The organism is Kitasatospora sp. NPDC101801, from assembly GCF_044766665.1.
In the GTDB taxonomy this organism is placed as follows: Bacteria; Actinomycetota; Actinomycetes; order Streptomycetales; family Streptomycetaceae; genus Kitasatospora.
This window is the reverse complement of sequence record NZ_JBIWML010000006.1, coordinates 38164-62122: the sequence shown is the minus strand read 5'-3', so window position 1 is coordinate 62122 and position 23959 is coordinate 38164. Positions and strand designations below refer to the sequence as shown.

Here is a 23959-nt window from a genome sequence, read left to right as displayed (position 1 = left end):
TCTATGGTCGGCACCCCGTCCGCGCTCGCGTCAAGGGCCAACCGGCGCTGAACGGAGATCGAACGCGAATCGTTGCCCGGGCGCACCCCGCACACCTGATATGCCCCGGGCGCTCCGGACCTGCCGCGTGGGAGGATGCCAGGCATCCATGCCTGACGAAGGAGTCCTGCGAGTGCCTGGCACCAACTTGACCCGTGAGGAGGCCCGCACCAGGGCCGCGCTCCTGCACGTGGAGTCGTACGACATCGAGCTCGACCTGAGCTCGGCCCGCGACGGCGGTACCTTCCGTTCCACCACGGTGGTCCGGTTCGGCGCCACCGCTCCGGGCAGCGCGAGCTTCATCGACCTGGTCGCGCCGAGCGTGTCCGAGCTGGTGCTGAACGGCGTCCCGCTGCCGCTCGACAGCTTCGCGGACAGCCGCATCGCGCTGCCGGACCTGGCCGCCGAGAACGAGCTGAAGGTCGTCGCCGACTGCGCGTACACCAACACCGGCGAGGGCCTGCACCGCTTCGTCGACCCGGTCGACGGCGAGACCTACCTCTACACCCAGTTCGAGGTGCCGGACGCCCGCCGGGTGTTCGCCTCCTTCGAGCAGCCCGACCTCAAGGCGTCCTTCACCTTCACGGTGACCGCCCCCAAGGGCTGGGTCGTGGTCTCGAACTCCCCCACCCCGGCGCCGGTCGGCGACGGGGAGACCCAGGTCTGGCGGTTCACCCCGACCGGCCGGATCTCCACCTACATCACCGCGCTGATCGCCGGCCCGTACGTGGGCGTCTTCGACGAGTACCGCAGCGGCGACCAGGTCGTCCCGCTCGGCGTCTACTGCCGCCCCTCGCTGCGCGAGTTCCTGGACGCCGACGCGATCTTCGCGATCACCCGGCAGGGCTTCGACTTCTTCCAGGAGAAGTTCGACTGCGCCTATCCGTTCGAGAAGTACGACCAGCTCTTCGTGCCGGAGTTCAACGCCGGGGCGATGGAGAACGCGGGCGCGGTCACCTTCCGGGACCAGTACGTCTTCCGGTCCAAGGTCACCGACGCCGCGTACGAGTCGCGGGCCGCCACCATCCTGCACGAGCTGGCCCACATGTGGTTCGGCAACCTGGTCACCATGGAGTGGTGGAACGACCTCTGGCTGAACGAGTCGTTCGCCACCTACGCCGAGGCGGTCTGCCTGGCCGAGGCGCCCGGCTCGCAGTGGCCGGACTCCTGGACCACCTTCGCCAACGAGATGAAGACCTGGGCGTACCGGCAGGACCAGCTGCCGTCCACCCACCCGATCATGGCCGAGATCAACGATCTCGAGGACGTCATGGTCAACTTCGACGGCATCACCTACGCCAAGGGCGCCTCGGTGCTCAAGCAGCTGGTGGCGTACGTCGGCCAGGACGAGTTCTTCAAGGGCGTGCAGGCGTACTTCAAGGCCCACGCCTGGGGCAACACCCGGCTGAGCGACCTGCTCGGCGCGCTGGAGAAGACCAGTGGCCGCGACCTGAAGACCTGGTCGAGCGCCTGGCTGGAGACGGCCGGCATCAACGTGCTGCGCCCCTCGGTCACGCTGGCCGAGGACGGCACCGTGGCCGCCTTCTCGGTGCTCCAGGAGGCCCCGGCGCTGCCCGCGGGCGCCAAGGGCGAGGCCGTGCTGCGGCCGCACCGGATCGCCATCGGCTGCTACGACCTGAAGGACGGTCAGCTGGTCCGCACCGAGCGGATCGAGCTGGACGTGGACGGCGCCGAGACCCCGGTGCCGCAGCTGACCGGCCGTCGGCGCCCGGCCGTGCTGCTGCTCAACGACGACGACCTGTCCTACGCCAAGGTGCGCCTGGACGAGGACTCGCTGGCCGTGGTCACCGAGCACCTCGGCGGCTTCACCGCCTCGCTCCCCCGCGCGCTGTGCTGGGCCTCCGCCTGGGACATGACCCGCGACGGCGAGCTGGCCACCCGCGACTACCTGGCGCTGGCGCTCTCCGGCCTGGCCCGGGAGAGCGAGATCGGCGTGGTCCAGTCGATCCAGCGGCAGGTCAAGCTGGCGCTCGACGTCTACACCGACCCGGCCTGGCGCGAGCAGGGCCTGCAGAGCTGGGCCGCCGCCGCCGAGGAGCGGCTGCGCGCCGCGGCCCCCGGCAGCGACCACCAGCTGGCCTGGGCCCGCACGCTGGCCGCGGTGGCCCGGACGGACGGTCAGCTCGCGCTGCTGGCCGGTCTGCTGGACGGCACCGAGGTGATCGAGGGCCTGGCCGTCGACACCGAGCTGCGCTGGGTGCTGCTGGCCCGGCTGGCGGCCACCGGCCGGGCCGACGCCACGGCGATCGACGCCGAGCTGGAGCGGGACAACACCGCGGCCGGCCAGGAGCACGCGGCCGCCTGCCGCGCGGCCCGGCCGACCGCCGAGGCCAAGGCCGCGGCCTGGGCCTCCGTGGTGGAGTCGGACGAGCTGACCAACTACGTCCAGGAGGCCGTGATCAGCGGCTTCGGTCAGCCCGACCAGCAGGAGCTGCTGGCCCCCTACGTGGCGAAGTACTTCGCCGCGATCAAGGGCATCTACGAGACCCGCAGCCACGAGATCTCGCAGCAGATCGTGGTCGGCCTCTACCCGGCCCGCCAGGTCGGCCAGGCCACCCTGGACGCCACCGACGCCTGGCTGGCCTCGGCCGAGCCCGCCCCGGCACTGCGCCGGATGGTGGTCGAGGCCCGCGCGGCCGTCGAGCGCGCGATCCGGGCCCAGGCCGCCGACCGGGCGGCCGGTGTCCGGGAGCTGGGTCACTGAGACCCACCCGGTGCCGGTCGGTCCAAGCCGCCGGTGAACACACGAAGGACCGCCGTCCGGCTCGGAGCCGGACGGCGGTCCTTGGTCGTGGCGGGTGGAGCGGGCCGTCAGCGGGTCAGCTCTTCCTGCCCTTGCCGAGCGAGGGGAGCATGACCAGGCCGGCGATGATCGCGAACAGCACCAGCGGGGCCGCCACGTACAGGGCCAGGGTGTCGACGGTGCTCAGGCCCTTGCCCGGGTCGTCGCCGTCGTCCCGGGTGGCCGCCAGGGCGGCGGGCGACGTCATCAGCATCATCAGCGTCGCCACCGCGGAGACCGCGCCGACTCGCAAAGCGTTCCTCTTGTCCACGTTTCCCAAGGTACCGGCCGCCTACCGATCGGCGCTCCCCGGGGTCCGCCTTCCGAGCAGCGCGCCAAGCCGCGCGGTCCCCTCCGCCGCGGCCAGCGCCTCCAGGGTGACGGGGCGTCCGGTCCGGTCGGCCACCGGCAGCCGCCAGTTGGGGTACTGGTCCCAGGTGCCGGGCAGGTTCTGCGGGCGCGGGTCGCCGACCGTGTCGGGCAGCCAGACCCCGACCAGCTCGGCGGGGGTGGCCAGCAGGAAGGCGTACAGCGCCTCGGCGGTCAGCTCGGCGCCCTCGGGCAGCAGGCCGGCCCGGGTCAGTTCGGCCCGCCAGTCGGTGAGTTCGGCGGCCGCCTCGGCCTGCTCCTCGGCCAGCGGACGGGCCAGCAGGCCGAGCCGGTGCCGCAGCTCGACGTGCTCGCCGGAGAGCCGGGCCGCGGTGCTCGGCAGGTCGTGGGTGGTCAGGGTGGCCAGGCAGGCCGCCCGCCAGCGCTCCGGCGGCAGGACCGCGCCGTCCGCCCGCCAGTCCCGCTCGAACCAGAGCACCGAGGTGCCCAGCACCCCACGCGCCGTCAGCTCCTCCCGCACGCCCGGCTCCACCGTGCCCAGGTCCTCGCCGATCACGTACCCGCCGGCCCGGTGCGCCTCCAGCGCCAGCACCCCGAGCATCGCCTCCGCGTCGTAGCGGACGTACGCGCCCTGGGTCGGCGGGTGCCCGGCCGGCACCCACCAGAGCCGGAACAGGCCCATCACGTGGTCGATCCGGAGCGCCCCGGTGTGCCGCAGCGCGGCCCGCAGCAGCTCCGCGTACGGGGCGTACCCGGCGGCGGCCAGCGCGTCCGGGCGCCAGGGCGGCAGACCCCAGTCCTGGCCGTGCGCGTTGAAGGCGTCCGGCGGGGCGCCCACCGAGATGCCCTCGGCCAGCACCTCCTGGAGCACCCAGGCGTCCGCGCCGTCCGGGTGCGCGCCGACCGCCAGGTCGTGGATCAGGCCGACCGGCATCCCGGCCTCCTTGGCGGCCTGCTGGGCGGCGCCGAGCTGCTGGTCCGTCAGCCAGGCCAGCCAGCGGTGGAACTCCACCCGCTCGGCCAGGTCCTGGGCGGCCTTGGTGACGTGCGGGCTGTCCGGGTGGCGCAGGCCCTTGGGCCACTGCCGCCAGTTGTCGCCGTGCTGCTCGGCCAGCGCGGACCAGACCGCGTACTGCTCCAGCCAGCGGCCCTCCCGCTCGACGAACGCCCGGTAGGCCGCCTCCCGGCCGGGGCCGCGGGGCACCCGGTGCAGGATCTCCAGCGCCTCCAGCTTGACCGCGCGCACCGCGTCCCGGTCCACCAGTCCGTCGTGGGCCAGCACCTCCTGGCTCAACCTCCGCCCGCGCTCCGGGAGTTCACCCAGGTCGGCGTAGGCGTACTCGGCCACCGCCTCGACCCGCAGGTGCACCGGGTCGGCGAACCGGCGGGAGGACGGGCGGTACGGCGACGGGTCGGACGGCGCACCTGGCAGCGCCGCGTGCAGCGGGTTGATCTGCAGGAAGCCCGCCCCGAGGCCGTGCCCGGCCCACTGCGCCAGCTCGGCCAGGTCGCCGAGGTCGCCCATCCCCCAGGACCGCTCCGAGAGCACCGAGTAGAGCTGGGCCAGGAACCCCCAGGACCGCTGCCCGAGCTCCGGCAGCCGCTGCGGCGCCACGATCAGCGGGGCCGACTCGTCCCGGTCGCCGATCCGGGCCGTCAGCCGGTGCCTGCCGAGCGGGAGGTCGGCCGGCAGCCAGTGCGAACGCCCGGCCGGCAGGCTCCAGGTCCCGCCGTCCTCCAACTCCACGGCCAGCCGCGCCTCGGCCGGCACGTCCAACGCCGTCCGCCGCCCGGCCCGGACCACCAGGCAGGGCGGCAGCAACCGGGCCGCCTGCTCCGCCCGGTGCCGCTCGATCGCGTCCCGCACCGCCGCCGGACTCCCCGCGTCCACCCCCAGCGTGGCCAGCACCGCCACCAAGGTGTGCGGCGCCACCGGCACCGGTCCCGAACCCGGGTCGTACGTACTGTCCACCCCGTGCGCGTGGGCCAGCGCCACCAGCTCGGGAGACGGCGGCGGATCCTCGGCGGGGGCCTGCGGACTGCCGGTTGCACGATCGAGGTATGCGGCCACTCTTGGGCTCCTGCGGGTCAGTGAAGCCGTACGGGACTCCCCAGTCCTACCCGCGCCCACCCCGCCCGACCCCGGCGCCCGCGCGGCGGAGTCACCCGAACGGAGGTGTCGCCGCCCCGCGCGGCGGTACGCGCACCGAATCCACACATAGGGGATTTTCCGGCATAACGGGCAATCCGTGCATGGGCGTTGACACCCGCACGGCTTGCTGATGGGCTGTGGCGCGGGGGCTTGGACCGGACGTTTTTCAGGTTGAGGAGGGTCCTGTGCAGGCTCGGGTGTCAGTGGCTGCCGGACGGCGGCTGAGGCAGCAGATCGAGCAGAGCGCGGCCCTCCGTGAGGTGCTCTGGCACCCGGCCGCGTTGGCGGCCCGGCGGGCCACCGCGCGGACGGCGCGGCAGTTGGCGCCCAAGGTGGCGGACCGGCTGATCGCGGATCTCAAGGGCACCGAGCCGCTGCTCGCGTCGGTCCGGGCCGAGCGCCGGCGGGGCCCGCGACGGGCCGCGCTGCAGCTGGCCGCGACGCTCTCGGCGGCCGCCGTGGTCGGCGGTCTGATGGTCGGGATCCCGGGCACCGCCTACGCCGAGCCGGCGGTCGGACGGGCCGTCAGCAGCGCGCCCCGGACGCCGCTCGGCACGCTGGCCGACCCGCAGGTGTACCCCAGGCCGCAGCAGCTGACCACCGTCGGGCGCCCGGTCAGCGTGCCGCCCGCGGTCAACGTGGTGAGCGCGGACCAGGCCGACGGGCCCGCCCTGGACGCGGTCCGGGAGGTGCTCGGGACGGCCGGGGCGACCGTGGTCACCTCGCTGCCCGACCTGCCGGCCGAGCCGGCCCCGGGCAGCCTGACGGTGTACGTCGGCGGCCCGACCGAGGCGGCGGGCGGGGCGGTCGACCGGGCCCTGCGCAGCCTCGCGACGGCCACCGGGCAGCAGCTCTCGTTCGACGGACTGCCCACCGGGGGCTACCTGCTGGCGGCCGGCCAGCTGCCGACCACCGGCGGCACGTACGGCGCGGTGGTGCTGGCCGGCGTGGACGCCGCCGGGACGTTCAACGCCGCGCAGAGCCTGCGGCAGCTGCTGGCGCCCGTCCAGCCCGGCCAGGGGCAGGGCGCGGGCGCGCTCGGCTTCCCGGGCGTGGCGGTCCGGGACTGGCCGAGCGGCGCGACCGTCCGGGGCATCGCCGAGTCCTTCCAGGGCACCCCCTGGAGCGCCGAACAGCGGCTGGCCCAGCTCGACTTCCTCGGCCGGACCAAGCAGAACTTCTACCTCTACGCGCCCGGCGGCGACCCGTACCGGCTGTCCCGCTGGCGCGACGCCTACCCCGAGCCGCAGGCCGCCGAGCTGCGCGAACTGGCCGGCCGGGCCCGGCAGAACCACGTCACCCTCGGCTACTCGATCGACCCCGGCCAGTCGTTCTGCTACAGCTCCGCCAAGGACCTGGACGCCCTGCTGGGCAAGCTGGACGGGCTGCGGAAGCTGGGCTTCGAGGCGTTCCAGCTGGAGTTCCTGGACGTCAGCTACGACGAGTGGCACTGCTCCACCGACCGCCGCAGCTTCGGCACCGGCCCGGAGGCGGCCGGCAGGGCGCAGGCCGCCCTGGTCGGCAAGGTCAGGGAGCGGCTGACCAAGGGGAAGCTCCCGCTCACGGTGGTCCCGACCGACTACCAGAAGGCGGCCGCCTCGCCGTACCGGACCGCACTGGCCGCCGGGCTGCCGAAGGACGTCCAGCTGGCCTGGAGCGGTGGGTCGGTGATCCCGGCGAAGATCACCGGCGGTCAGTTCGCCGAGGCCGCCAAGGGCGCCGGGCACCCGCTGGTCACGCTGGACGGCTACCCCGTCAACGACTCCGCCCCGGACCGGCTCTTCCTCGGCGCCTACCAGGGGCGCGACCCCGAGCTGGCCACCGGTTCGGCCGCGCTGGTCACCGCCGCGATGACCCAGCCGGTGCTGTCCCGGATCCCGCTGGCCACCGCCGCCGACTTCGCCTGGAACCCGGCCGGCTACCGCCCCGCCGAGTCCTGGCGGGCCGCGCTCCGGCCGCTGGCCGGCACCGACGCCGGCCTGGCCGCGGTCACCGCGCTGGCGGGCAACAGCACCTCCTCCCCGCTGGCCCGGGCCGAGTCCGGCTACCTGACCCCGCTGGCCGAACGGTTCTGGGCGGCCGTGGAGCCCACCGGCGGCAGCACGCCCGACCCGGCCCGGCTGGCCGAGGCCGCCGCCCCGCTGCGGGACGCCTTCGCCACCATGGCGGGTGCCCGGCAGGCGCTGGCCGCCGAGGCACTGGGCGCGGAGGCCGACCCCTGGCTCACCCAGCTCGCCGGATACGGCCGGGCCGGGGTGGCGGCGGTCGACATGCTGCTGGCCCAGCGCGGCGGCGACGGCACGGCGGCCTGGCAGCACCGGGTCACCCTGCGCAGCGAGCGCGACCAGCTGGCCCAGGGCGGCGCGGTGGTCGGCACCGGTGTGCTGGACCCGTTCCTGGACCGGGCCGCGAAGGCCGCCGACAGCTGGTCCGGGGTCCGGGCCGGGGCGATCGGCGCGACCACCACGCTGGGCACCGCGCACGACCACCGGCCCGCCCTGATGACCGACGACTCCGCCGACACCTTCTACTGGACCTCCGCCCCGCCGCAGCCCGGCGACGCGATCGGCCTCGACCTCGGCTCCGGCCGGCCGCTGGGCACCGTCACGGTGCTGATGGGCAGTTGGGGCGACGGTCCGGACGCCCGCAGCGCGTCGGGCGACTTCCTGCACGAGGGCGTGCTGGAGTACACCACCGGCGAGGGCGGCTGGAAGGAGCTGACCAAGGTCCGCGGCCGCCAGGACATCACCGCGACGGCGCCCGCCGGGGTGGTGGCCAAGGCGGTCCGGCTGCGGGCCACCAGCGGTCAGAAGACGGCCGTCGCGGTCCGCGAGTTCAGCATCGCGGCCCCCGGCGAGACCCCGGCCACCGTGTCCGGCGGCCCGGTCGCCGCCCCCGGCTCCTCGGCCGCCGCCGTCCTGGACGGCAACCCCGACACCGCCTACCGGGCCGCCAGCGCCCCCGGCAGCAACGACGCCCCGCTCACCGTCGAACTCGGCGCACCCCGGCCGCTGGACCGGGTCACCGTGCTCACCGACCCCACCGTCCGGGCCACCGGCACGGTGGAGGTCCAGCAGGTCGACGGCAGTTGGGCGACGATCGGCGCCGTCCGCCCCGGCTGGAACGAGCTGCCCGCCCAGGGCCGCCCGGTCGGCGCGATCCGGCTGAGCTGGGCCCCCGGCGGCGAGCCGCCGGTGGTGAACCAGATCATCCCCTGGTACGCCGACACCCCCGCCGCGCGGCTCGGCCTGGCCTCCCCGGTGCTGGACGTGATCGTCGGCGCCACCGTGCCCGCGCAGACCAGGGCGGTGGTCGAGTCCGGCCGCCCCGACGTGATCACCGGCGAACTGAAGGCCGAGGTCCCGCTGGTGGCCAAGGGTCTGACGGTCGCTCCGGTACCCGCCCTCGCCGTCCCGCGCGGCGGCCGGGTGGCCGCCCCGCTCCAGGTCACCGCGGCGGCCGGGACGCCCACCGGCACGTACCTGGTCCCGGTCGCCTTCACCGCCGGCGGGCTGACGGTCCGCCAGGTGCTCCAGGTCCGGGTGGTCCCGCCGACCACCGGGCCCGACCTGGCGCCCGGCGCGGTCGCCTCGTCCTCCGGGGACGACTCCGCCAAGACGCCCGCCTCCGCCGTGAACGACCGCGACCCGAAGACCCGGTGGACCGCCCCCGCCAAGGACGACGCCTGGGTCCAGCTCCGGCTGCCGGCCGCCACCCGGCTGGGCTCGGCGGTGCTCACCTGGCAGCCCGCCTACGCCTCCGCCTACCGGCTGGAGACCTCCCCCGACGGCGTGCACTGGACCACCGCGGCCACCGTCGAGGACGGGCGGGGCGGCACCGAGACCCTCCGCTTCGACGCCCCCGACACCCAGTACCTCCGCCTCCAGGGCCTCACCCGGGCCACACCGTACGGCTACTCCCTCACCGCCCTCGAGCTCTACGCCGCGGGCTAGGCGGGCGCTCGGGCATCTACGGTCCGGGGCTCGGGGCTGCGCTCTAGGCAGGCGACCGGGCATCTACGGTCAGGGGCTCGGGGAACTGCGAGGAGGTCTGGCGTGCGGGTCACTGCGAAAGTGCCTGACCACCTACGCGGCGATCACCTTGAACGAGGCCGGCGTCGCAGTTCCCCGAGCCCCTGGTGGCTGAGCCCGGAACGCAGAGCCCCGAGCCCCGAGCCCCTGGACCGTAGCTGCCTGAGCGCCAGCGAAAACGCGGCGGGCCGCCGGCACTCCCGGAGGGGGTGGCGGCGGCCCATGAGGCGTACCGAGGATTGGCTGGCAGGCCCTGTCTGTCAGGCGGAGAGCGGTTCGTGCTCGCCGCGGTGGGTCCGTCCGTGCGGGGCCGGGAAGGTGGCGCCGTGGTCGGGATGGTCGTGGTGTTCGTACTCGCGGAACTGTTCGGTCGCGCCGTACGGCTCCAGGTAGGGCCGCCAGCGCGGGTCCTTGATGCCGGTGCCGATGATACGCCAGGCCAGGCCGCTGGGCGGGGCGGGGGGACGTTTCATCCGCCAGCCGAGGTCGGCGAGATGGCGGTCGGCCTTGGTGTGGTTGCAGCGGCGGCAGGCCGCCACCACGTTGTCCCACCGGTGCTGGCCACCCCTGCTGCGCGGGATGACGTGGTCGACGCTGGTTGCGGCGGCCCCGCAGTAGACGCAACGGCCCTGATCGCGGGCGAACAGGGCGCGGCGGGTGAGCGGGACCGGCCCGCAGAAGGGGACCCGGACGAAGCGGGTCAGTCGGACGACGGACGGCGCCGAGACGGCGCTGGTGGCGCTGTGCAGAGTGATTCCGGAATCCTCCAGGCTGACCGCCTTGTGGTTGAGGACCAGGATGAGAGCGCGGCGCATCGAGACGACACCGAGTGGTTCGTACGACGCGTTGAGGACCAGGACATGCGGCACGGAGGCCTCCTTGGACGCCTGCGGCGCGTGGCTCGCGCCGGGACGAGCGGGTGACCGCGCGGGGTTGTCCGCCCGACGCGATCTCCACCAGTGTCGCCTTACGCCGTTGTAGGGCGCCACCAATCCTGCGAAACGGAGCCGATGTGGGTTCCGTCATATCCGATATGCCCAGCAGGTGGCCGCGATGCACCATTCGTCGCTGGTAACCGGCCCCTTCGGCCCATTCCGGGAGCCTGACGGGTCGTCCGTCCGGGTGGTGCGCGACGCTAGGGTGGCAGTTCGTCCTGATCAGTGACCCGCAGGCGGTCAGTGGTCCCCAGCAGGAAGGACTCCGCTCGTGTCCAGCTCCGGCGCTTTCGGCCTCCTCGCCGACGCCTCGTCCACGCCCTCCCCTTCGTCGGGGCCGTCCGACGATCCGCTGTCCAGGCTGCCGACCTCCCCTTCCGAGGCGGCCGAGGCGACCAGACAGGCCGCGGGCTGGTTGAGCAGCAGTTGGCAGGGCTGGCTGGAGAACGGTCTGCGGATCCTGCTGATCATGGTGCTGGCCCTGGTGCTGCGGGCCGTGCTGCAGAAGCTGATCAGCAAGTTCATAGCCCGGATGGTGCGGCCCTCGGAGAGCGAGGCCGAGCTCGGCCGGTTCGGCGGGCTGCTGGCGAACAGCGGGGTGGTGAACACCGAGCGGCGGCAGCAGCGGTCGGCGGCGATCGGCTCGGTGCTGCGCAGCGTCACCTCGTTCACCATTCTGGGTACCGCCGGGCTGATGGTGCTCTCCGCCCTCGGGGTGAATCTGGCCCCGCTGCTGGCCAGTGCCGGTGTGGCCGGTGTGGCGATCGGCTTCGGCGCGCGGAACCTGGTGACCGACTTCCTGTCCGGGGTCTTCATGATCATGGAGGACCAGTACGGCGTCGGCGACGAGATCGACACCGGCGTGGCCACCGGCACGGTGCTGGAGGTCGGCCTGCGGGTGACCAAGCTGCGCGGGGCGAACGGCGAGATCTGGTACATCCGCAACGGCGAGGTGAAGCGGATCGCCAACATGAGCCAGGGGTGGGCGACCGCCTCGGTGGACGTCCAGGTCGGCTACAAGGAGGACCTGGTCCGGGTCGAGGAGCTGATCAAGGAGACCGCGGAGCAGCTGGCCAAGGAGACCCCGTACGACGAGCTGATCTGGGGTCAGGTCAAGGTGCTCGGGGTGGAGTCGGTGGCCTTCGACTCGGTGGTGCTGCGGGTCGAGGCGCGCACCTCGCCGGGCAAGGCGCTGCTGGTGGCGCGCACCCTGCGGCAGCGCTTGAAGGCCGCCTTCGACGAGGCGGGCGTGAAGCTCAAGGAGGACGCGCCGGCCGCCGTCACGGTGGCGGCGTCGACCGTCGAGGCGTCCGCCGGCGTGGCCGCGGCACCGGCCGACCCGATCCCCGTCGCCACCCAGACCGGCAAGCCGATCCCGGCCCAGCCCGGCGAGTAGCGGCCGCCCCTGAACCCCGCCCCCGGCCTCGGGGGCGGGGTTCCGCGCTGTCCGCACGTAACGCTTCGGCATCCTCCCGAGGGGGGCCCATTGACACTCTCGCACCCTGCGCCATACCGTCCTTCTCAGCGATTGGAAAGTTTCCTAACTATTCACGGAGCGCCACCCCGACCAGCACGTCCGGGTGGTGAGAGGGGAGGATCTGGGCTGTGACCGACAACACCCGTACCCCCATCGCCGGTACCCCCAGCCTGCTCCGGGCGATCAACGACCGGGCGGCGCTCGAGCTGCTGCTCGCGCACGGTCCGCTCTCGCGGACCCAGATCGGCAGCCTGACCGGGCTCTCCAAGCCCACCGCATCCCAGCTGCTCGGCCGGCTGGAGAGCGCCGGGCTGGTCCTGCCGGTCGGCACCACGGCCGGCGGCCCCGGCCCGAACGCCCAGCTGTACCAGGTCAATCCGGCCGCCGGCTACGTCGCCGGGCTGGACGTGACGACCACCCACGTCCGTACCGCCGTCGCCGACATCACCGGCAGCACGCTGGCCGAGGCGATCACCCCCACCAAGGGCTGGCCCGCCGCCGAGACCGTGCAGCGGACCGCCGAGGCGCTGGCCGCGACCGTCCGGGAGGCCGGTCTGACGCCGGGCGACCTGCGCGGGATCGTGGTCGGGGTGCCCGGTGCGCTCGACCCGGTGAGCGGCAAGCTGCGGTACGCCGCGCACCTGCCCGGGTGGCACTCGCCCAGGCTGCTGACCGACCTGGAGACCGCCTTCGGCGCCCCGGTCACCATCGAGAACGACGTGAACCTGGCCGCCGTCGCGGAGCAGGCCTTCGGCTCCGCGCAGGGCAGCGAGGACTTCGTGCTGCTCTGGGCCGAGGAGGGCCTCGGCGCCGCGATCGTGCTGGCCGGGCGGCTGCACCGGGGCTTCACCGGCGGCGCGGGCGAGGTCGGCTACATGCCGGTGCCCGGCGCCCCGGTGGTGCACAACGTCCGGCGCAAGAACTCCGGCGGCTTCCAGGAGCTGGCCGGTGCCGAGGCGGTGCTGTCGCTGGCCCGACGGTACGGCCTCGGCGGCAGTACCACCGAGGCGGCCGTGGCCGGTGCGCTGGAGACCCCGGGCGCCGGTGACGAGTTCCTCGACGAACTGGCCGAACGGCTGGCGATCGGGCTCGCCTCGATCGTCGCCGTGGTCGACCCCGAGCTGGTGGTGCTCTCCGGTGGCACCGCCACCGCCGGCGGCGACCGGCTGCGCGGGTCGGTCCAGGACGCGCTGGCCCGGATCTCGATCCCCCGGCCCGAGGTCCGCAGCAGCTCCGTCCCCGGCTCTCCCGTCCTGCACGGCGCCCTGCAACGCGCCCTCACCTCGGCCCGTGAGTCGGTGTTCTCCACCCACTGACCGCGACCGCCGCCATGACCCACCGTCACCTTCTCGCCCGTCCACCGCCCGTGCGATTCCGCCTGCCCCCACAGTCCCAGGAGGACCCTCCTATGCTTTCCGCCCGCAGACCGTCCCGCCTGCTCGCCGCCGCCACCGGCGGCGCCGTCCTGGCACTGCTCGCCACCGCCTGCACCGGCACCAACGCCGAAGGCGGCCAGGACGACTCGGCCGCCGGCAAGGACGTGACCATCACGTTCTGGCACGGCTGGAGCCAGGACAGCGAGACCAAGGCGATCGAGGACAACGTGGCCGCCTTCGAGAAGGCGCACCCGAACATCCACGTCAAGATCGTGTCGCGGATCGAGGACGACAAGAGCGAGCAGGCGCTGCGGGCCGGCGGCCCGGACGCACCGGACGTGGTCTCCTCGTTCACCACCGACAACGTCGGCAAGTTCTGTTCGGCCAAGGTCTGGGCCGACCTCAACCCGTTCCTCAAGAAGGACGGCATCGACCCGGCCAAGACCTTCCCGGGCGCGATGCTCAAGTACACCCAGTTCGAGGGCAACCAGTGCTCGCTGCCGCTGCTCGGCGACGCCTACGGCCTGTACTACAACAAGACCGCCTTCGCGGCCGCCGGGATCACCGCGCCGCCGAAGACCTTCAGCGAGTTCGAGGCGGCCGCGGCCAAGCTGACCGTCGCCGAGGGCGACGGCTTCAAGCAGCTCGGCTTCATGCCGAACTACCACGGCTACGAGAGCAGCATCGCGCACCTGCTGGGTCAGTACGGCCCGACGTACTTCGACGCCGCGGGCAAGTCCACCCTCGCCACCGACCCCAAGGTGAGCGCGATGATGGAGTGGCAGAAGAGCCTGGTCGGCAAGCTCGGCGGCTTCGAGAAGCTGGAGAAGTACCGGACCGGCTTCGGCGACGAGTTCAGCGCCAAGAACCCCTTCCACACCGGCCAGGTCGCGATGTCGATGGACGGCGAGTGGCGGACCGCCGCCCTGGCCGAGGAGAAGCTGCCGTTCGAGTGGGCCACCGCGCCGTTCCCGGTGCCGGACGACCAGGCCGCCACGTACGGCCGGGGTTACCAGACCGGCACCATCATCGGCATCGCCCGGGGCAGCCAGAAGCAGACCGCCGCCTGGGAGCTGGTGAAGTACCTGACCACCAACACGGACGCCGTGGTGAGCTTCGCCAACGCGATCCACAACGTGCCGAGCACCTTCGAGGCGCTCGACTCGCCGAAGCTGACCACCGACCCGAACTTCCGGACCTTCATCGACATCGCCAAGAACCCGAACTCCGGCACCACCCCGGCCAGCCTGAACGGCGGTGCCTACCAGGTGAGCCTGCAGAACCTCGGCTTCGACTACGAGTCCGGCAAGCAGACCGACCTCAAGGCCGGGCTCGCCGCCACGGCCAAGGAGATCGACGCGGCCGTCACCCAGGCCAAGTGACCCGGCCATGGCACTTGTCGGTACCTCGATCCCGGCGGCGCTGAAGCGCAAGCGCCGCCGGGAGGCGCTTCGGACGCTCGCCTTCCTCTCCCCCTGGCTGATCGGCTTCGCGGTCTTCTTCGCCTACCCGCTGCTCTCCACGGCCTACTTCTCCTTCATGCGGTACGACGGCTTCAACGCACCGACCTTCCGGGGTCTGCAGAACTGGAGCTACGTCCTCAACGACTACCCGTCGTTCTGGCAGGGCCTGGGGAACACCCTCTGGCTGGTGGTCGTGATGGTCACCCTGCGGGTCGCGTTCGGGCTCGGCATCGGTCTGCTGATCACCAAGGTGAAGACCGGCGCGGGCCTCCTCCGCACCCTGTTCTACCTGCCCTACCTGGCTCCGCCGGTGGCCGCGACGATCGCCTTCGCGTTCCTGCTCAACCCCGGCACCGGCCCGGTCAACGCCCTGCTCGGCGACCTCGGGCTGCCGACCCCGGGCTGGTTCACCGACCCGGACTGGTCCAAGCCGGCCCTCACCATGCTGGCGATGTGGGGCATCGGCGACCTGATGGTGATCTTCATGGCCGCCCTGCTGGACGTCCCCAGGGAGCAGTACGAGGCGGCCGAGCTGGACGGGGCGGGCCCGCTCCAGAAGTTCCGCTTCGTCACCATGCCGAACATCGCGCCGATCGTGCTGTTCGCCGTGGTCACCGGCGTGATCCAGACCATGCAGTACTACACCCAGGCGATCGTGGCCGGGAAGGTGGCCAGCGGCGTGATCGGCGGCTCCGGCCAGCAGTTCGAGCCCGGCTACCCGAACGGCTCCACCTGGACCCTGCCCCAGATGGTCTACAACCTGGGCTTCCAGCAGTCCAACTACGGCTCCGCCTGCGTGGTCGCGCTGATCCTGTTCGTGATCTCGATGGCCTTCACGTCGCTGCTGCTGCGCCGTAGGTCGGGTCTGCTGGCGAGTGAGGACTGATCCCATGACCGCAACCATCTCCCTTCCGCTGACCCGCAGGGACGCGGCCGCCAAGGTGGCCCGCCGCCGGGCCGCGCTGCACTGGGTGGCCGTGCACTCGCTGGCCATCGCCGCCGCGCTGTTCTTCGTGCTGCCGTTCGTCTTCGTCTTCCTCACCTCGGTGATGACGGACCGTCAGGCGATCACCGCCGACCTGTGGCCGCACACCTGGCAGTGGGACAACTTCGTCAAGGTGTGGCAGACCGAGGGCTTCCTCACCTGGTGGCGCAACACCCTGCTGTACGCGGGCCTGGGCACCGTGCTGACCGTGGTCTCCAGCCTGCCGGTGGCCTACGCGATGGCCAAGTTCCGCTTCCGCGGCCGGAATCTGGCGCTGATGGCGGTGATCTCGATGATGATGCTGCCGCCCCAGGTGGTCATCATCCCGATGTACCTGTTCTGGGCCAAGCAGCTGCACCTGACCGGCACGCTCTGGCCGTTGATCATCCCGATGGCCTTCGGCGACGCGTTCTCGATCTTCCTGCTCCGGCAGTTCCTGCTGACGGTGCCCAAGGAGTACATCGAGGCGGCCCGGATCGACGGCTGCGGCGAGTTCCGCACCCTGCTCAAGGTCGTCGTCCCGATGGCGAAGCCCGCCATCGCCGCCGTCGCGCTGTTCCAGTTCTTCTACTGCTGGAACGACTACTTCGGCCCGCAGATCTACGCCAGCAACAACCAGGAAGCCTGGACGCTGAGTTACGGCCTGGCCTCGTTCAAGGCCGCGCACCACACCAACTGGAACCTCACCATGGCGGCCACGCTGCTGGTGATGGCGCCGGTGATCATTCTCTTCTTCTTCGCACAGAAGGCCTTCATCGAAGGCGTGACACTGACAGGGGTCAAGGGCTGATGTCCGCACTGAAGTTGGCAATCGTCGGCGGCGGTTCCACCTACACACCCGAGCTGATCGACGGTTTCGCCCGGCTCCGCGACACCCTGCCGATCGGCGAGCTGGTGCTGATCGACCCGGCCGCCGAGCGGCTGGAGCTGATCGGCGGGCTGGCCCGGCGGATCTTCGCCAAGCAGGGCCACGGCGCGGTGGTCACCACCACGACCGACGTGAGCGCCGGGGTGCAGGGCGCCGACGCCGTGCTGCTCCAGCTCAGGGTCGGCGGCCAGGCCGCCCGCAACCAGGACGAGACCTGGCCGCTGGAGTGCGGCTGCGTCGGCCAGGAGACCACCGGCGCGGGCGGGTTGGCCAAGGCGCTGCGCACCGTCCCGGTGGTGTTGGAGATCGCCGAGCAGGTCCGCCGGGCCAACCCGGACGCCTGGATCGTCGACTTCACCAACCCGGTCGGCATCGTCACCCGGGCCCTGCAGACCGCCGGGCACAAGGCGGTCGGCCTGTGCAACGTGGCGATCGGCTTCCAGCGCAAGTTCGCCGCCCACCTGGGTGTCGCACCGGAGCTGGTCCGGCTGGACCACGTCGGGCTGAACCACCTGACCTGGGAGCGCGGGGTCACCCTGCTGGAGACGCCGGACGCCGCGACCGGACGCGAGGTGCTGCCGGATCTGCTGGCCGGCTTCGGCCAGCAGATCTCCGAGGACCTGCACCTGCCGCTGCCGGTGATCCGGCGGCTCGGCGTGGTGCCCTCCTACTACCTGCGCTACTTCTACCAGCACGACCAGGTGGTCGAGGAGCTGAAGGTCCAGGGCTCCCGGGCGGCCAAGGTCGCGGCGATCGAGCAGGAACTGCTCACCATGTACGCCGACCCGACCCTGGACACCAAGCCGGAGCTGCTCGGCCAGCGCGGCGGCGCCTTCTACTCCGAGGCCGCCGTCCAGCTGATCGCCTCGCTGCTCGGCACCGACGGCGGCACCAGCGTGCAGGTGGTCAACACCCGCAACGACGGCGTGCTCCCCTTCCTGCCGGACGACGCGGTCATCGAGGTGCCCGCCGAGGTGGACGCGAACGGCGTCCGGCCGCTGCCGCAGCGCCCGGTCGAGCCGCTGTACGCCGGCCTGATCGCCTCGGTCACCGCGTACGAGCAGCTCGCCCTGGAGGCGGCCCTCAAGGGTGGCCGGGACCGGGTCTTCGACGCCCTGCTGGCCCACCCGCTGGTCGGGCAGATCGAGCTCGCCGACCAGCTGACGGACCGTCTGCTCGCGCACAACGGAGCCCACCTGCCGTGGGCGTGAGCAACTTCTCCTTTCCCGGCCGGGACGGTCGGGGTGTTTATGAGCGGGGTCCTGATGCAGCAGCTTGAGCAACTCCCCGGCGTCCTCGCCATCGACGCCGGTAACAGCAAGACCGACGTCGCGCTGGTCGGCGCGGACGGCAGCGTGCTCGGTCACGCCCGGGGCGGCGGCTTCCAGCCGCAGACCGTCGGCGCCGAGGCGGCGATCGCCGGACTGGCACCGCTGGTGGACTCGGTGGCCGCCCAGGCCGGGCTGGACCCGACGGCCGGCGTGCTGGTCTCGTTCGTCAGCGCCTGCCTCGCCAACGCCGACCTGCCGGTCGAGGAGGACGCCCTGCTGGCCGCCCTCACCGCCCGCGGCTGGGGCGTCGGCAACGCCGTCGCCAACGACACCTTCGGCCTGCTGCGGGCCGGTACCGACGGCCCGCGCGGCGTCGCGGTGGTCTGCGGCGCCGGGATCAACTGCGCCGGCCTGCTGCCCGACGGGCGCACCGCCCGCTTCCTCGCCCTCGGCAAGCTCAGCGGCGACTGGGGCGGCGGGGCCGGGCTGGCCGGCGCCGCGATGTGGCACGCCGTCCGGGCCGAGGACGGCCGGGGCGGCCCGACCGCCCTGTCCACCGCGATCGCCGCCCACTTCGGCCTGCCGTCCGCCACCGCCCTGGCCGAGGAGATCCACCTCGGCCGGGTGCCGGGCGCCCGGCTGCACGAGCTGGTGCCGGTGCTGTTCGCCGCCGCCGACAGCGGGGACGAGACGGCGCTGGCGCTGATCGACCGTCAGGCCGACGAGATCGTCCGGCTCGCGGTGGTCGCGCTCCGCCGGCTCGACCTGCTCGGCGAGGCCGCACCGGTGGTGCTGGGCGGTGGCGTCCTGGCGTCCCGGCAGCCGTTGCTGCTCGACAACGTCACCGCGCGGTTGGCCCTGGCGGCACCGTTGGCGGAGGCCCGGGTCGTGGTGGCGCCGCCGGTGCTCGGCGCCGCACTGCTCGGCCTCGACCAGCTGGGCGGCGACCCCGTCGCCCAGCGCCGCCTGCGGGACGCCTACCCGACCACGGCCGCAGTGGGAGCGCTCCGCTGAACCCCGGCTTTTTGCAGGGCGTTCAGTTGCACTGTCCAGGGGCTCGGGGCTCTGTTGTTGTGCGGCTCCGCCGCGTGGGCGAGGAGATCTGGCGCCGGGGTCACGGACGAAAGTGCCTGACCACCTACGCGACGATCACCTTGCAAGGGCCGGCGTCGCAGTTCCCCGAGCCCCTGACCGTAGATGGCGCGCCGCATGCGAAAAGTCGGCGTCGCCCACGCGGCGGAGCCGCACAACAGCAGAGCCCCGAGCCCCTGACTCCTCCGAAGCACCTGCCAAAAGGGTCGGCGTCGCCCACGCGGCGGAGCCGCACAACAGCACAGCCCCGAACCCCTGACCGTAGAGCTGAGACACCTGCCAAGAGCGCTAGCGCCAGGTGCGGCGGTAGTCGCGGGGGGCGATGCCGACGCGGCGGGTGAAGGCGGGGCGCAGCGACACCGCGGAGGCGAACCCGCAGCGGACGGCGATCTCGTCGACCGGGAGGTCGGTCTCCTCCAGGAGGCGTTGGGCGGCCAGGACGCGTTGTTCGGAGAGCCAGCGCAGTGGGGGGACGCCCGTCGCTTCGGTGAAGCGGCGGGCGAAGGACCGTTCGGACATGGTCGCGAGGCGAGCCAACTCCCGTACGGTCCAATGGTGTTCGAGGGCGCCGAGGATCGTGGTGCGGAGGCCGGAGAGCGGGTCGTCGGCGGTGGCGTCCGGGACCGGGGTGGGGATGAACTGGGCCTGGCCGCCCGAGCGGAACGGGGCGGTGACCATCGCCCGGGCGATCGCGGCGGCCGCCTGCTGGCCGTGCGCCGCCCGGACCAGGTGCAGGCAGAGGTCGATCCCGGCGGCCACCCCGGCCGAGGTCCAGATCAGGCCGTCGCCGGTGAACAGCACCTCGGGGTCGACCCGGACGGCCGGGTGACGGCGGGCCAGGTCGGCGGCCAGGTGCCAGTGCGTGGTGGCCCGGCGGCCGTCCAGCAGGCCCGCGTCGGCGAGCAGGAAGGCGCCCGCGCAGAGCGAGGCGATGGGTATCCCGGCGGCGTGCACCGCGCGCAGTGCGGCCAGCACGTCGTCCGGGGCCCGGACGGTGGGTTCCTGCACGCCCGGCACCAGCACCAGGTCGCAGTCCAGCAGGGCCTCCAGACCGGCGTCCGGTACGCGTTCCAGGCCGCCGCCGAACCGGACCCGGCTGTCGGCCGGGCCGCAGACCCGCAGCTCGAACGGCGGGTACCCGAGCCGGCTCCGCCGGTCGGACCACACCTCGCCGATCACCGCGAAGTCGAAGGCCCGCACGCCGTCCAGGATCAGACACCCCACCGTCTTCATGGCAGGAATCTATCGGTCACCGGCGGTCCGCCCGCTCACCCCGGGATGGCTGCCGCGGACAGCATGGGGGCATGACGAACACCGGCGCTTTCGACGCCCCTCTGACCATCGCCCCCGACGCCGTACTGATCGTGATCGACGTCCAGCAGGGCTTCGAGGACGAGGCGTTCTGGGGCCCCCGGGACAACCCGGAGGCCGAGCTGCGGATCGGCGAACTGCTCGACGCGTGGCAGCGCACCGACCGTCCGGTGGTCGTGGTGCAGCACCAGGGGGCCCGCAGCCCGCTCGCCCCCGGCACCCCCGGCTACGAGCTCAAGCCCGTGGTGGCCGGGGTGCGCGCCGACCTGCACATCACGAAGACCGTGAACAGCGCGTTCTACGGCACCCCCGACCTGCACGCCTGGCTGCAGGAACGCGGCGCCACCCAGCTGGTGACGGTCGGCATCATGACCAACGTGTGCAACGAGACCACCGCCCGGATGGGCGGCAACCTCGGCTACGACGTGGTCTTCCCGATCGACGCCATGCACACCTTCGCGATGGCGGGCCCGGACGGTGAGCGCATCCCGGCCGAGCAGCTGGCCAAGGGCACCGGCGCGGTGCTGCACGCGATGCGGTTCGCCAAGGTGGTCAGCACCGAGGCCGTGCTGAAGGCGGTCTGATCCGGCTCCCGACGGGCCGTCAGTGCCCCTGTTCGCGGAGCCAGCCAGCGAGGTGCTTGGCGCAGGAGTCGACCGACTCGCGCCAGGTGCGGTCCGCACCGGTGCCCGCCTGGTCGCTCACGTGCTTGACCAACCGCAGCGGCACCTCGGCCCGGCGGGCCACCGTGGCGATCGCGTAGCCCTCCATGTCGACCAGGTCGGCCTGCCCGGCCAGCCGGCCCCGGGCGACCGGGTCGGAGACGAACAGGTCGCCGGTGGCGAGCACCGGGCCGCCGGCCACGTCCAGCTCGATCGGGGCGCCGTACGTCCGGCCGGTGAGCGCGCGCAGCACCGGGGTGTCGAGGTCGTGCTGGAGCACCCGGCCGATCTCGTGGGTGCCCTCCCAGCCGGGGCGCAGCGCGCCCGCCGTGCCGAGGTTGAGGATCTCGGCGGGCCGCTCGCCCCGCGCGAGCACGGTGGCCAGCGCCACCGAGGCGTTGACCTTGCCGACGCCGGTGAGCAGGACCGGGAGCGAGTCGCCCAGGTGGGCGGCCTCCTCCTCGACGGCGACCACGATCAGCGGGCGGTCGGGGGTGATGGTTCCGAGCAGACGCATGGGCTCCATCGTAGGACGACGGGCCTCCTTACCCCGGAGGGGCGGGCTCCGCCCCCACCCCGCCCTGGTCCCGGCCGACGGGAACCGCATAGGGTGCGTCCCGCGTCGCCCGTGACGGAGAACACCTCCGACGGCGACCGGCCGGGCTCCTGGGAGCCGCCGGAACCTCAAGATCGGCGCAACTCGAGTGTGGCGGTCGGACCCGACGGCCATACTGCTCGCAACGGACCGCACTCCGAAGGCGGAGGGTCCAGGGGGAGGGTGGGGCAGGTGGCGACACCGGTGGTGACAGGCGGGCGTCCGCCGGCGGTGCCGGCGACGGCAGCGCCGACGGCGATACAGCAGCGGCTGCGCGAGCTGACCGGTACCGCACCGGCCCGGCTGCGGGCGGCCACGGTGGTGCTGACCGCGCTGGTGGTGCTGTTCGGCGCCCTGACGGCCTGGCAGGTGAGCGTCCGGGCGCGGGCCGCCGACCAGGTGGTGACGCACAGTCAGCCGCTCAGCCAGGACGCGGCCGAGATCTACCGCTCGCTGGCGGACGCGGACACCACCGCGGCCTCCGCGTTCCTGCTCGCCGGGGACGCCCCGGCGGCACTGCGCCAGCGGTACGAGGGCGACCTGGCCACCGCGGCCCGGCTGCTGGCCCAGGCCGCCGCGCGGACCGACGCCAGCTCGGAGGCCCAGCGCTGGGTGGCCGAGCTGAACCAGCAACTCCCGCAGTACGCCGGCCTGGTGGAGACCGCCCGGGCCAACGACCGGCAGGGGCTGCCGCTCGGCGGCGCCTACCTGCGGTACGCCTCCAAGCAGATGCAGGGCGCCATGCTGCCCGCCGCGCAGAAGCTGGCGGACGCGGAGAACCGGCGGCTGGACCAGGACTACGCGGCCGCCGGGGCCTTCCCCTGGACGTCGCTCGCGCTGGGCCTGCTGACGCTCGGGATGCTCGGCTGGTGCCAGCTGCTGCTGCTGCGCCGGACCAACCGGGTGTTCAACATCGGGCTGCTGAGCGCCTCGGCGGCGGTGCTGGCCGGGCTGCTCTGGCTGACCGTCGGCACCGTCACCGCCGGGATGGACCTCGACGACAGCCGGTCGCACGGCGCCGTACCGCTCCGGGTGCTCAACCAGGCCCGGATCCAGGCCCTGCAGTCCCGGGCGGCGGAGAACCTGGACCTGGTGGCCCGGGGCGGCTCGGACTCGTACGACAAGGACTGGGGGCGGTACAGCGCCGAGCTGGCCGGCGACCCGGTCGCGGACGGGAAGACCCGGACGGCCGGCGGCAGCCTGGAGGTGGCCCTGCTGGACGCGCCGAAGGACGCCCGGTCGGCGCTGGAGCAGGCCAGGAAGCTGTTCCCGGCCTGGGACGCCAAGCACCAGGCCGCCGAGCAGGGCGACGACTACGCGGCCGCCGTCAAGGCCGTGGTCGGCCCGGGCGGGACGGACACCAGCGAGGCCGTGTTCGCCGCGCTGGACGAGCAGTTGGGCAAGGCGGCGGCGGCCGAGCTGGCGGTCTTCGACCGCTCGGCGAAGGGCGTGGCCGGCGGGCTGACCGGGCTGGCGGTGGGCGCCGCGGTACTGGCGCTGCTGGCGGCGGCAGGAGTGACGGTCGGCCTCGGCCGCCGTCTGGCGGAGTACCGGTAGCGGGCGATGGGGGAGCTGACTGTGCGTACGGTACGGACCAGGGCACTGGTCGTCGCTGCGGCGCTCGCCGCCGGTCTGGTGGGGGCCGGAACCTCCCACGGCACGCCGGGGGTCGCCGCCGCTCCGGCCGCGGCCCCGCAGGCGCCGGCCGCCGATCCCACCGGGGACTGCTCCGAGCAGACCCCCGCTGCCAGTCCGTCGCTGTCCGGGCGGAAGGTGCGGGAGATCCAGGCCAGGGGCAGCCTGATCGTCGGCGTCGACCAGAACAGCTACAACTGGGGCTTCCGGAACCCGCAGAGCGGCCAGCTGGAGGGCTTCGACATCGAGCTGTCCCGGGCGATCGCCAAGACGGTGCTGGGCGACCCGAACAAGGTCACCTTCCGGACGGTGACCACGGCCAAGCGGATCGAGGCGATCCGCAACGGGACGGTCGACATGGTGGTCCGGACCATGACCATCAACTGCGACCGCCGCAAGGACATCGCGTTCTCCGCCCCGTACTTCTCCACCGGGCAGCGCCTGGTGGTGCCGAAGTCGGACAAGTCGGCCACGGTGGCCGAGGGGGTGAAGGGCAAGCGGGTCTGCGCGGCCCAGCAGTCGTCCTCCGAGGTCGAGTTCAAGAAGCCCGGGTACGGCACCAGCTCGGTCACCATCGTGGAGAACCAGCTCGACTGCCTGGTGCTGATGCAGCTCGGCAAGGTCGACGCGACCCTGACCGACTCCTCGCTGGCCGCGGCCCAGGCCGCCCAGGACCCGACCGTCCGGCTGGTCGATGAGAACATCACCCCGGCGAAGCTCGGGATCGGACTCAAGCAGGAGGACACCGACCTCACCGCGCTGGTGAACCAGATCCTGCTGGACTACCGGGCGAACGGCGGCTGGCAGGCCGCCTACACCCGCTGGTTGGCCCCCAGCATGGGCACCAACTCCGTGCCCTACCTGCCGTAGGACGGGCACCGTGAGATCGCGCACCGAGATACCGCGAGACTGGAAGGAATGACGTGGCGTTCGC

17 protein-coding genes are annotated in these 23959 nt (G+C 73.1%); 12 read left to right on the top strand and 5 right to left on the bottom strand.

The genetic code is table 11. The features are described from left to right. The first annotated feature begins 172 nt into the window (after nucleotides 1–172). Nucleotides 173–2764, top strand: a complete 2592-nt coding sequence (gene pepN / locus ACIRPK_RS10750) for an aminopeptidase N (RefSeq protein ID WP_403035969.1) — start codon at nucleotides 173–175, stop codon at nucleotides 2762–2764. A gap of 115 nt (nucleotides 2765–2879) precedes the next feature. Here pepN and ACIRPK_RS10745 read toward each other — a convergent pair whose 3' ends face one another. After that, nucleotides 2880–3113 (bottom strand): hypothetical protein, encoded by a 234-nt coding sequence (locus ACIRPK_RS10745; protein ID WP_403035966.1) that lies wholly within the window; start codon nucleotides 3111–3113, stop codon nucleotides 2880–2882. 21 nt (nucleotides 3114–3134) lie between these two features. Then, nucleotides 3135–5243: a 4-alpha-glucanotransferase gene (malQ, locus tag ACIRPK_RS10740; RefSeq protein ID WP_403035963.1), complete on the bottom strand. Its 2109-nt coding sequence runs from the start codon at nucleotides 5241–5243 to the stop codon at nucleotides 3135–3137. A 284-nt stretch (nucleotides 5244–5527) separates the two neighbouring features. On the opposite strand from malQ, the gene ACIRPK_RS10735 reads away from it, so the two are divergent. After that, nucleotides 5528–9277: a beta-N-acetylglucosaminidase domain-containing protein gene (locus ACIRPK_RS10735; protein ID WP_403035960.1), complete on the top strand. Its 3750-nt coding sequence runs from the start codon at nucleotides 5528–5530 to the stop codon at nucleotides 9275–9277. Between the two features lie 338 nt (nucleotides 9278–9615). Here ACIRPK_RS10735 and ACIRPK_RS10730 read toward each other — a convergent pair whose 3' ends face one another. Continuing rightward, nucleotides 9616–10224 (bottom strand): HNH endonuclease, encoded by a 609-nt coding sequence (locus tag ACIRPK_RS10730; RefSeq protein ID WP_403035957.1) that lies wholly within the window; start codon nucleotides 10222–10224, stop codon nucleotides 9616–9618. Nucleotides 10225–10561: 337 nt separating this feature from the next. Between ACIRPK_RS10730 and ACIRPK_RS10725 the strand changes: the two genes are divergently transcribed. The 7 genes from ACIRPK_RS10725 (at nucleotide 10562) to ACIRPK_RS10695 (ending at nucleotide 18744) form a co-directional block, all read left to right on the top strand. Then, nucleotides 10562–11686, top strand: coding sequence for a mechanosensitive ion channel family protein (locus ACIRPK_RS10725; protein ID WP_403035955.1), 1125 nt, complete (start codon nucleotides 10562–10564; stop codon nucleotides 11684–11686). A gap of 209 nt (nucleotides 11687–11895) precedes the next feature. Further along, entirely contained in the window at nucleotides 11896–13083 is a 1188-nt protein-coding gene (locus ACIRPK_RS10720) for an ROK family transcriptional regulator (RefSeq protein WP_403035952.1), read from the top strand. A gap of 92 nt (nucleotides 13084–13175) precedes the next feature. Then, nucleotides 13176–14525 carry an ABC transporter substrate-binding protein gene (locus tag ACIRPK_RS10715; protein ID WP_403035949.1) on the top strand — a complete coding sequence of 450 codons (1350 nt, stop codon included), beginning with the start codon at nucleotides 13176–13178 and terminating at the stop codon, nucleotides 14523–14525. Between the two features lie 7 nt (nucleotides 14526–14532). Then, nucleotides 14533–15492 carry a carbohydrate ABC transporter permease gene (locus ACIRPK_RS10710; RefSeq protein ID WP_403035947.1) on the top strand — a complete coding sequence of 320 codons (960 nt, stop codon included), beginning with the start codon at nucleotides 14533–14535 and terminating at the stop codon, nucleotides 15490–15492. Nucleotides 15493–15496: 4 nt separating this feature from the next. Then, nucleotides 15497–16381: a carbohydrate ABC transporter permease gene (locus tag ACIRPK_RS10705; RefSeq protein WP_403035945.1), complete on the top strand. Its 885-nt coding sequence runs from the start codon at nucleotides 15497–15499 to the stop codon at nucleotides 16379–16381. Between the two features lie 8 nt (nucleotides 16382–16389). Continuing rightward, nucleotides 16390–17670 carry a 6-phospho-beta-glucosidase gene (locus tag ACIRPK_RS10700; protein ID WP_403036350.1) on the top strand — a complete coding sequence of 427 codons (1281 nt, stop codon included), beginning with the start codon at nucleotides 16390–16392 and terminating at the stop codon, nucleotides 17668–17670. Nucleotides 17671–17724: 54 nt separating this feature from the next. After that, nucleotides 17725–18744: an N-acetylglucosamine kinase gene (locus ACIRPK_RS10695; RefSeq protein ID WP_403035942.1), complete on the top strand. Its 1020-nt coding sequence runs from the start codon at nucleotides 17725–17727 to the stop codon at nucleotides 18742–18744. 366 nt (nucleotides 18745–19110) lie between these two features. Here ACIRPK_RS10695 and ACIRPK_RS10690 read toward each other — a convergent pair whose 3' ends face one another. Continuing rightward, entirely contained in the window at nucleotides 19111–20055 is a 945-nt protein-coding gene (locus ACIRPK_RS10690) for a GlxA family transcriptional regulator (RefSeq protein ID WP_403035939.1), read from the bottom strand. 71 nt (nucleotides 20056–20126) lie between these two features. On the opposite strand from ACIRPK_RS10690, the gene ACIRPK_RS10685 reads away from it, so the two are divergent. Further along, a complete protein-coding gene (locus tag ACIRPK_RS10685; RefSeq protein WP_403035936.1) occupies nucleotides 20127–20717 on the top strand; it encodes a cysteine hydrolase family protein in 591 nt (196 codons plus the stop codon). Between the two features lie 19 nt (nucleotides 20718–20736). On the opposite strand, the gene ACIRPK_RS10680 is transcribed toward ACIRPK_RS10685, so the two are convergent. Beyond that, nucleotides 20737–21312, bottom strand: coding sequence for a nucleosidase (locus ACIRPK_RS10680; RefSeq protein WP_403035933.1), 576 nt, complete (start codon nucleotides 21310–21312; stop codon nucleotides 20737–20739). A gap of 270 nt (nucleotides 21313–21582) precedes the next feature. On the opposite strand from ACIRPK_RS10680, the gene ACIRPK_RS10675 reads away from it, so the two are divergent. Together ACIRPK_RS10675 and ACIRPK_RS10670 are read left to right on the top strand one after the other, a co-directional pair. After that, nucleotides 21583–22947, top strand: a complete 1365-nt coding sequence (locus ACIRPK_RS10675; protein WP_403035931.1) for a hypothetical protein — start codon at nucleotides 21583–21585, stop codon at nucleotides 22945–22947. Between the two features lie 21 nt (nucleotides 22948–22968). Further along, nucleotides 22969–23895: a glutamate ABC transporter substrate-binding protein gene (locus tag ACIRPK_RS10670; RefSeq protein ID WP_403035928.1), complete on the top strand. Its 927-nt coding sequence runs from the start codon at nucleotides 22969–22971 to the stop codon at nucleotides 23893–23895. Nucleotides 23896–23959 lie beyond the last annotated feature (64 nt).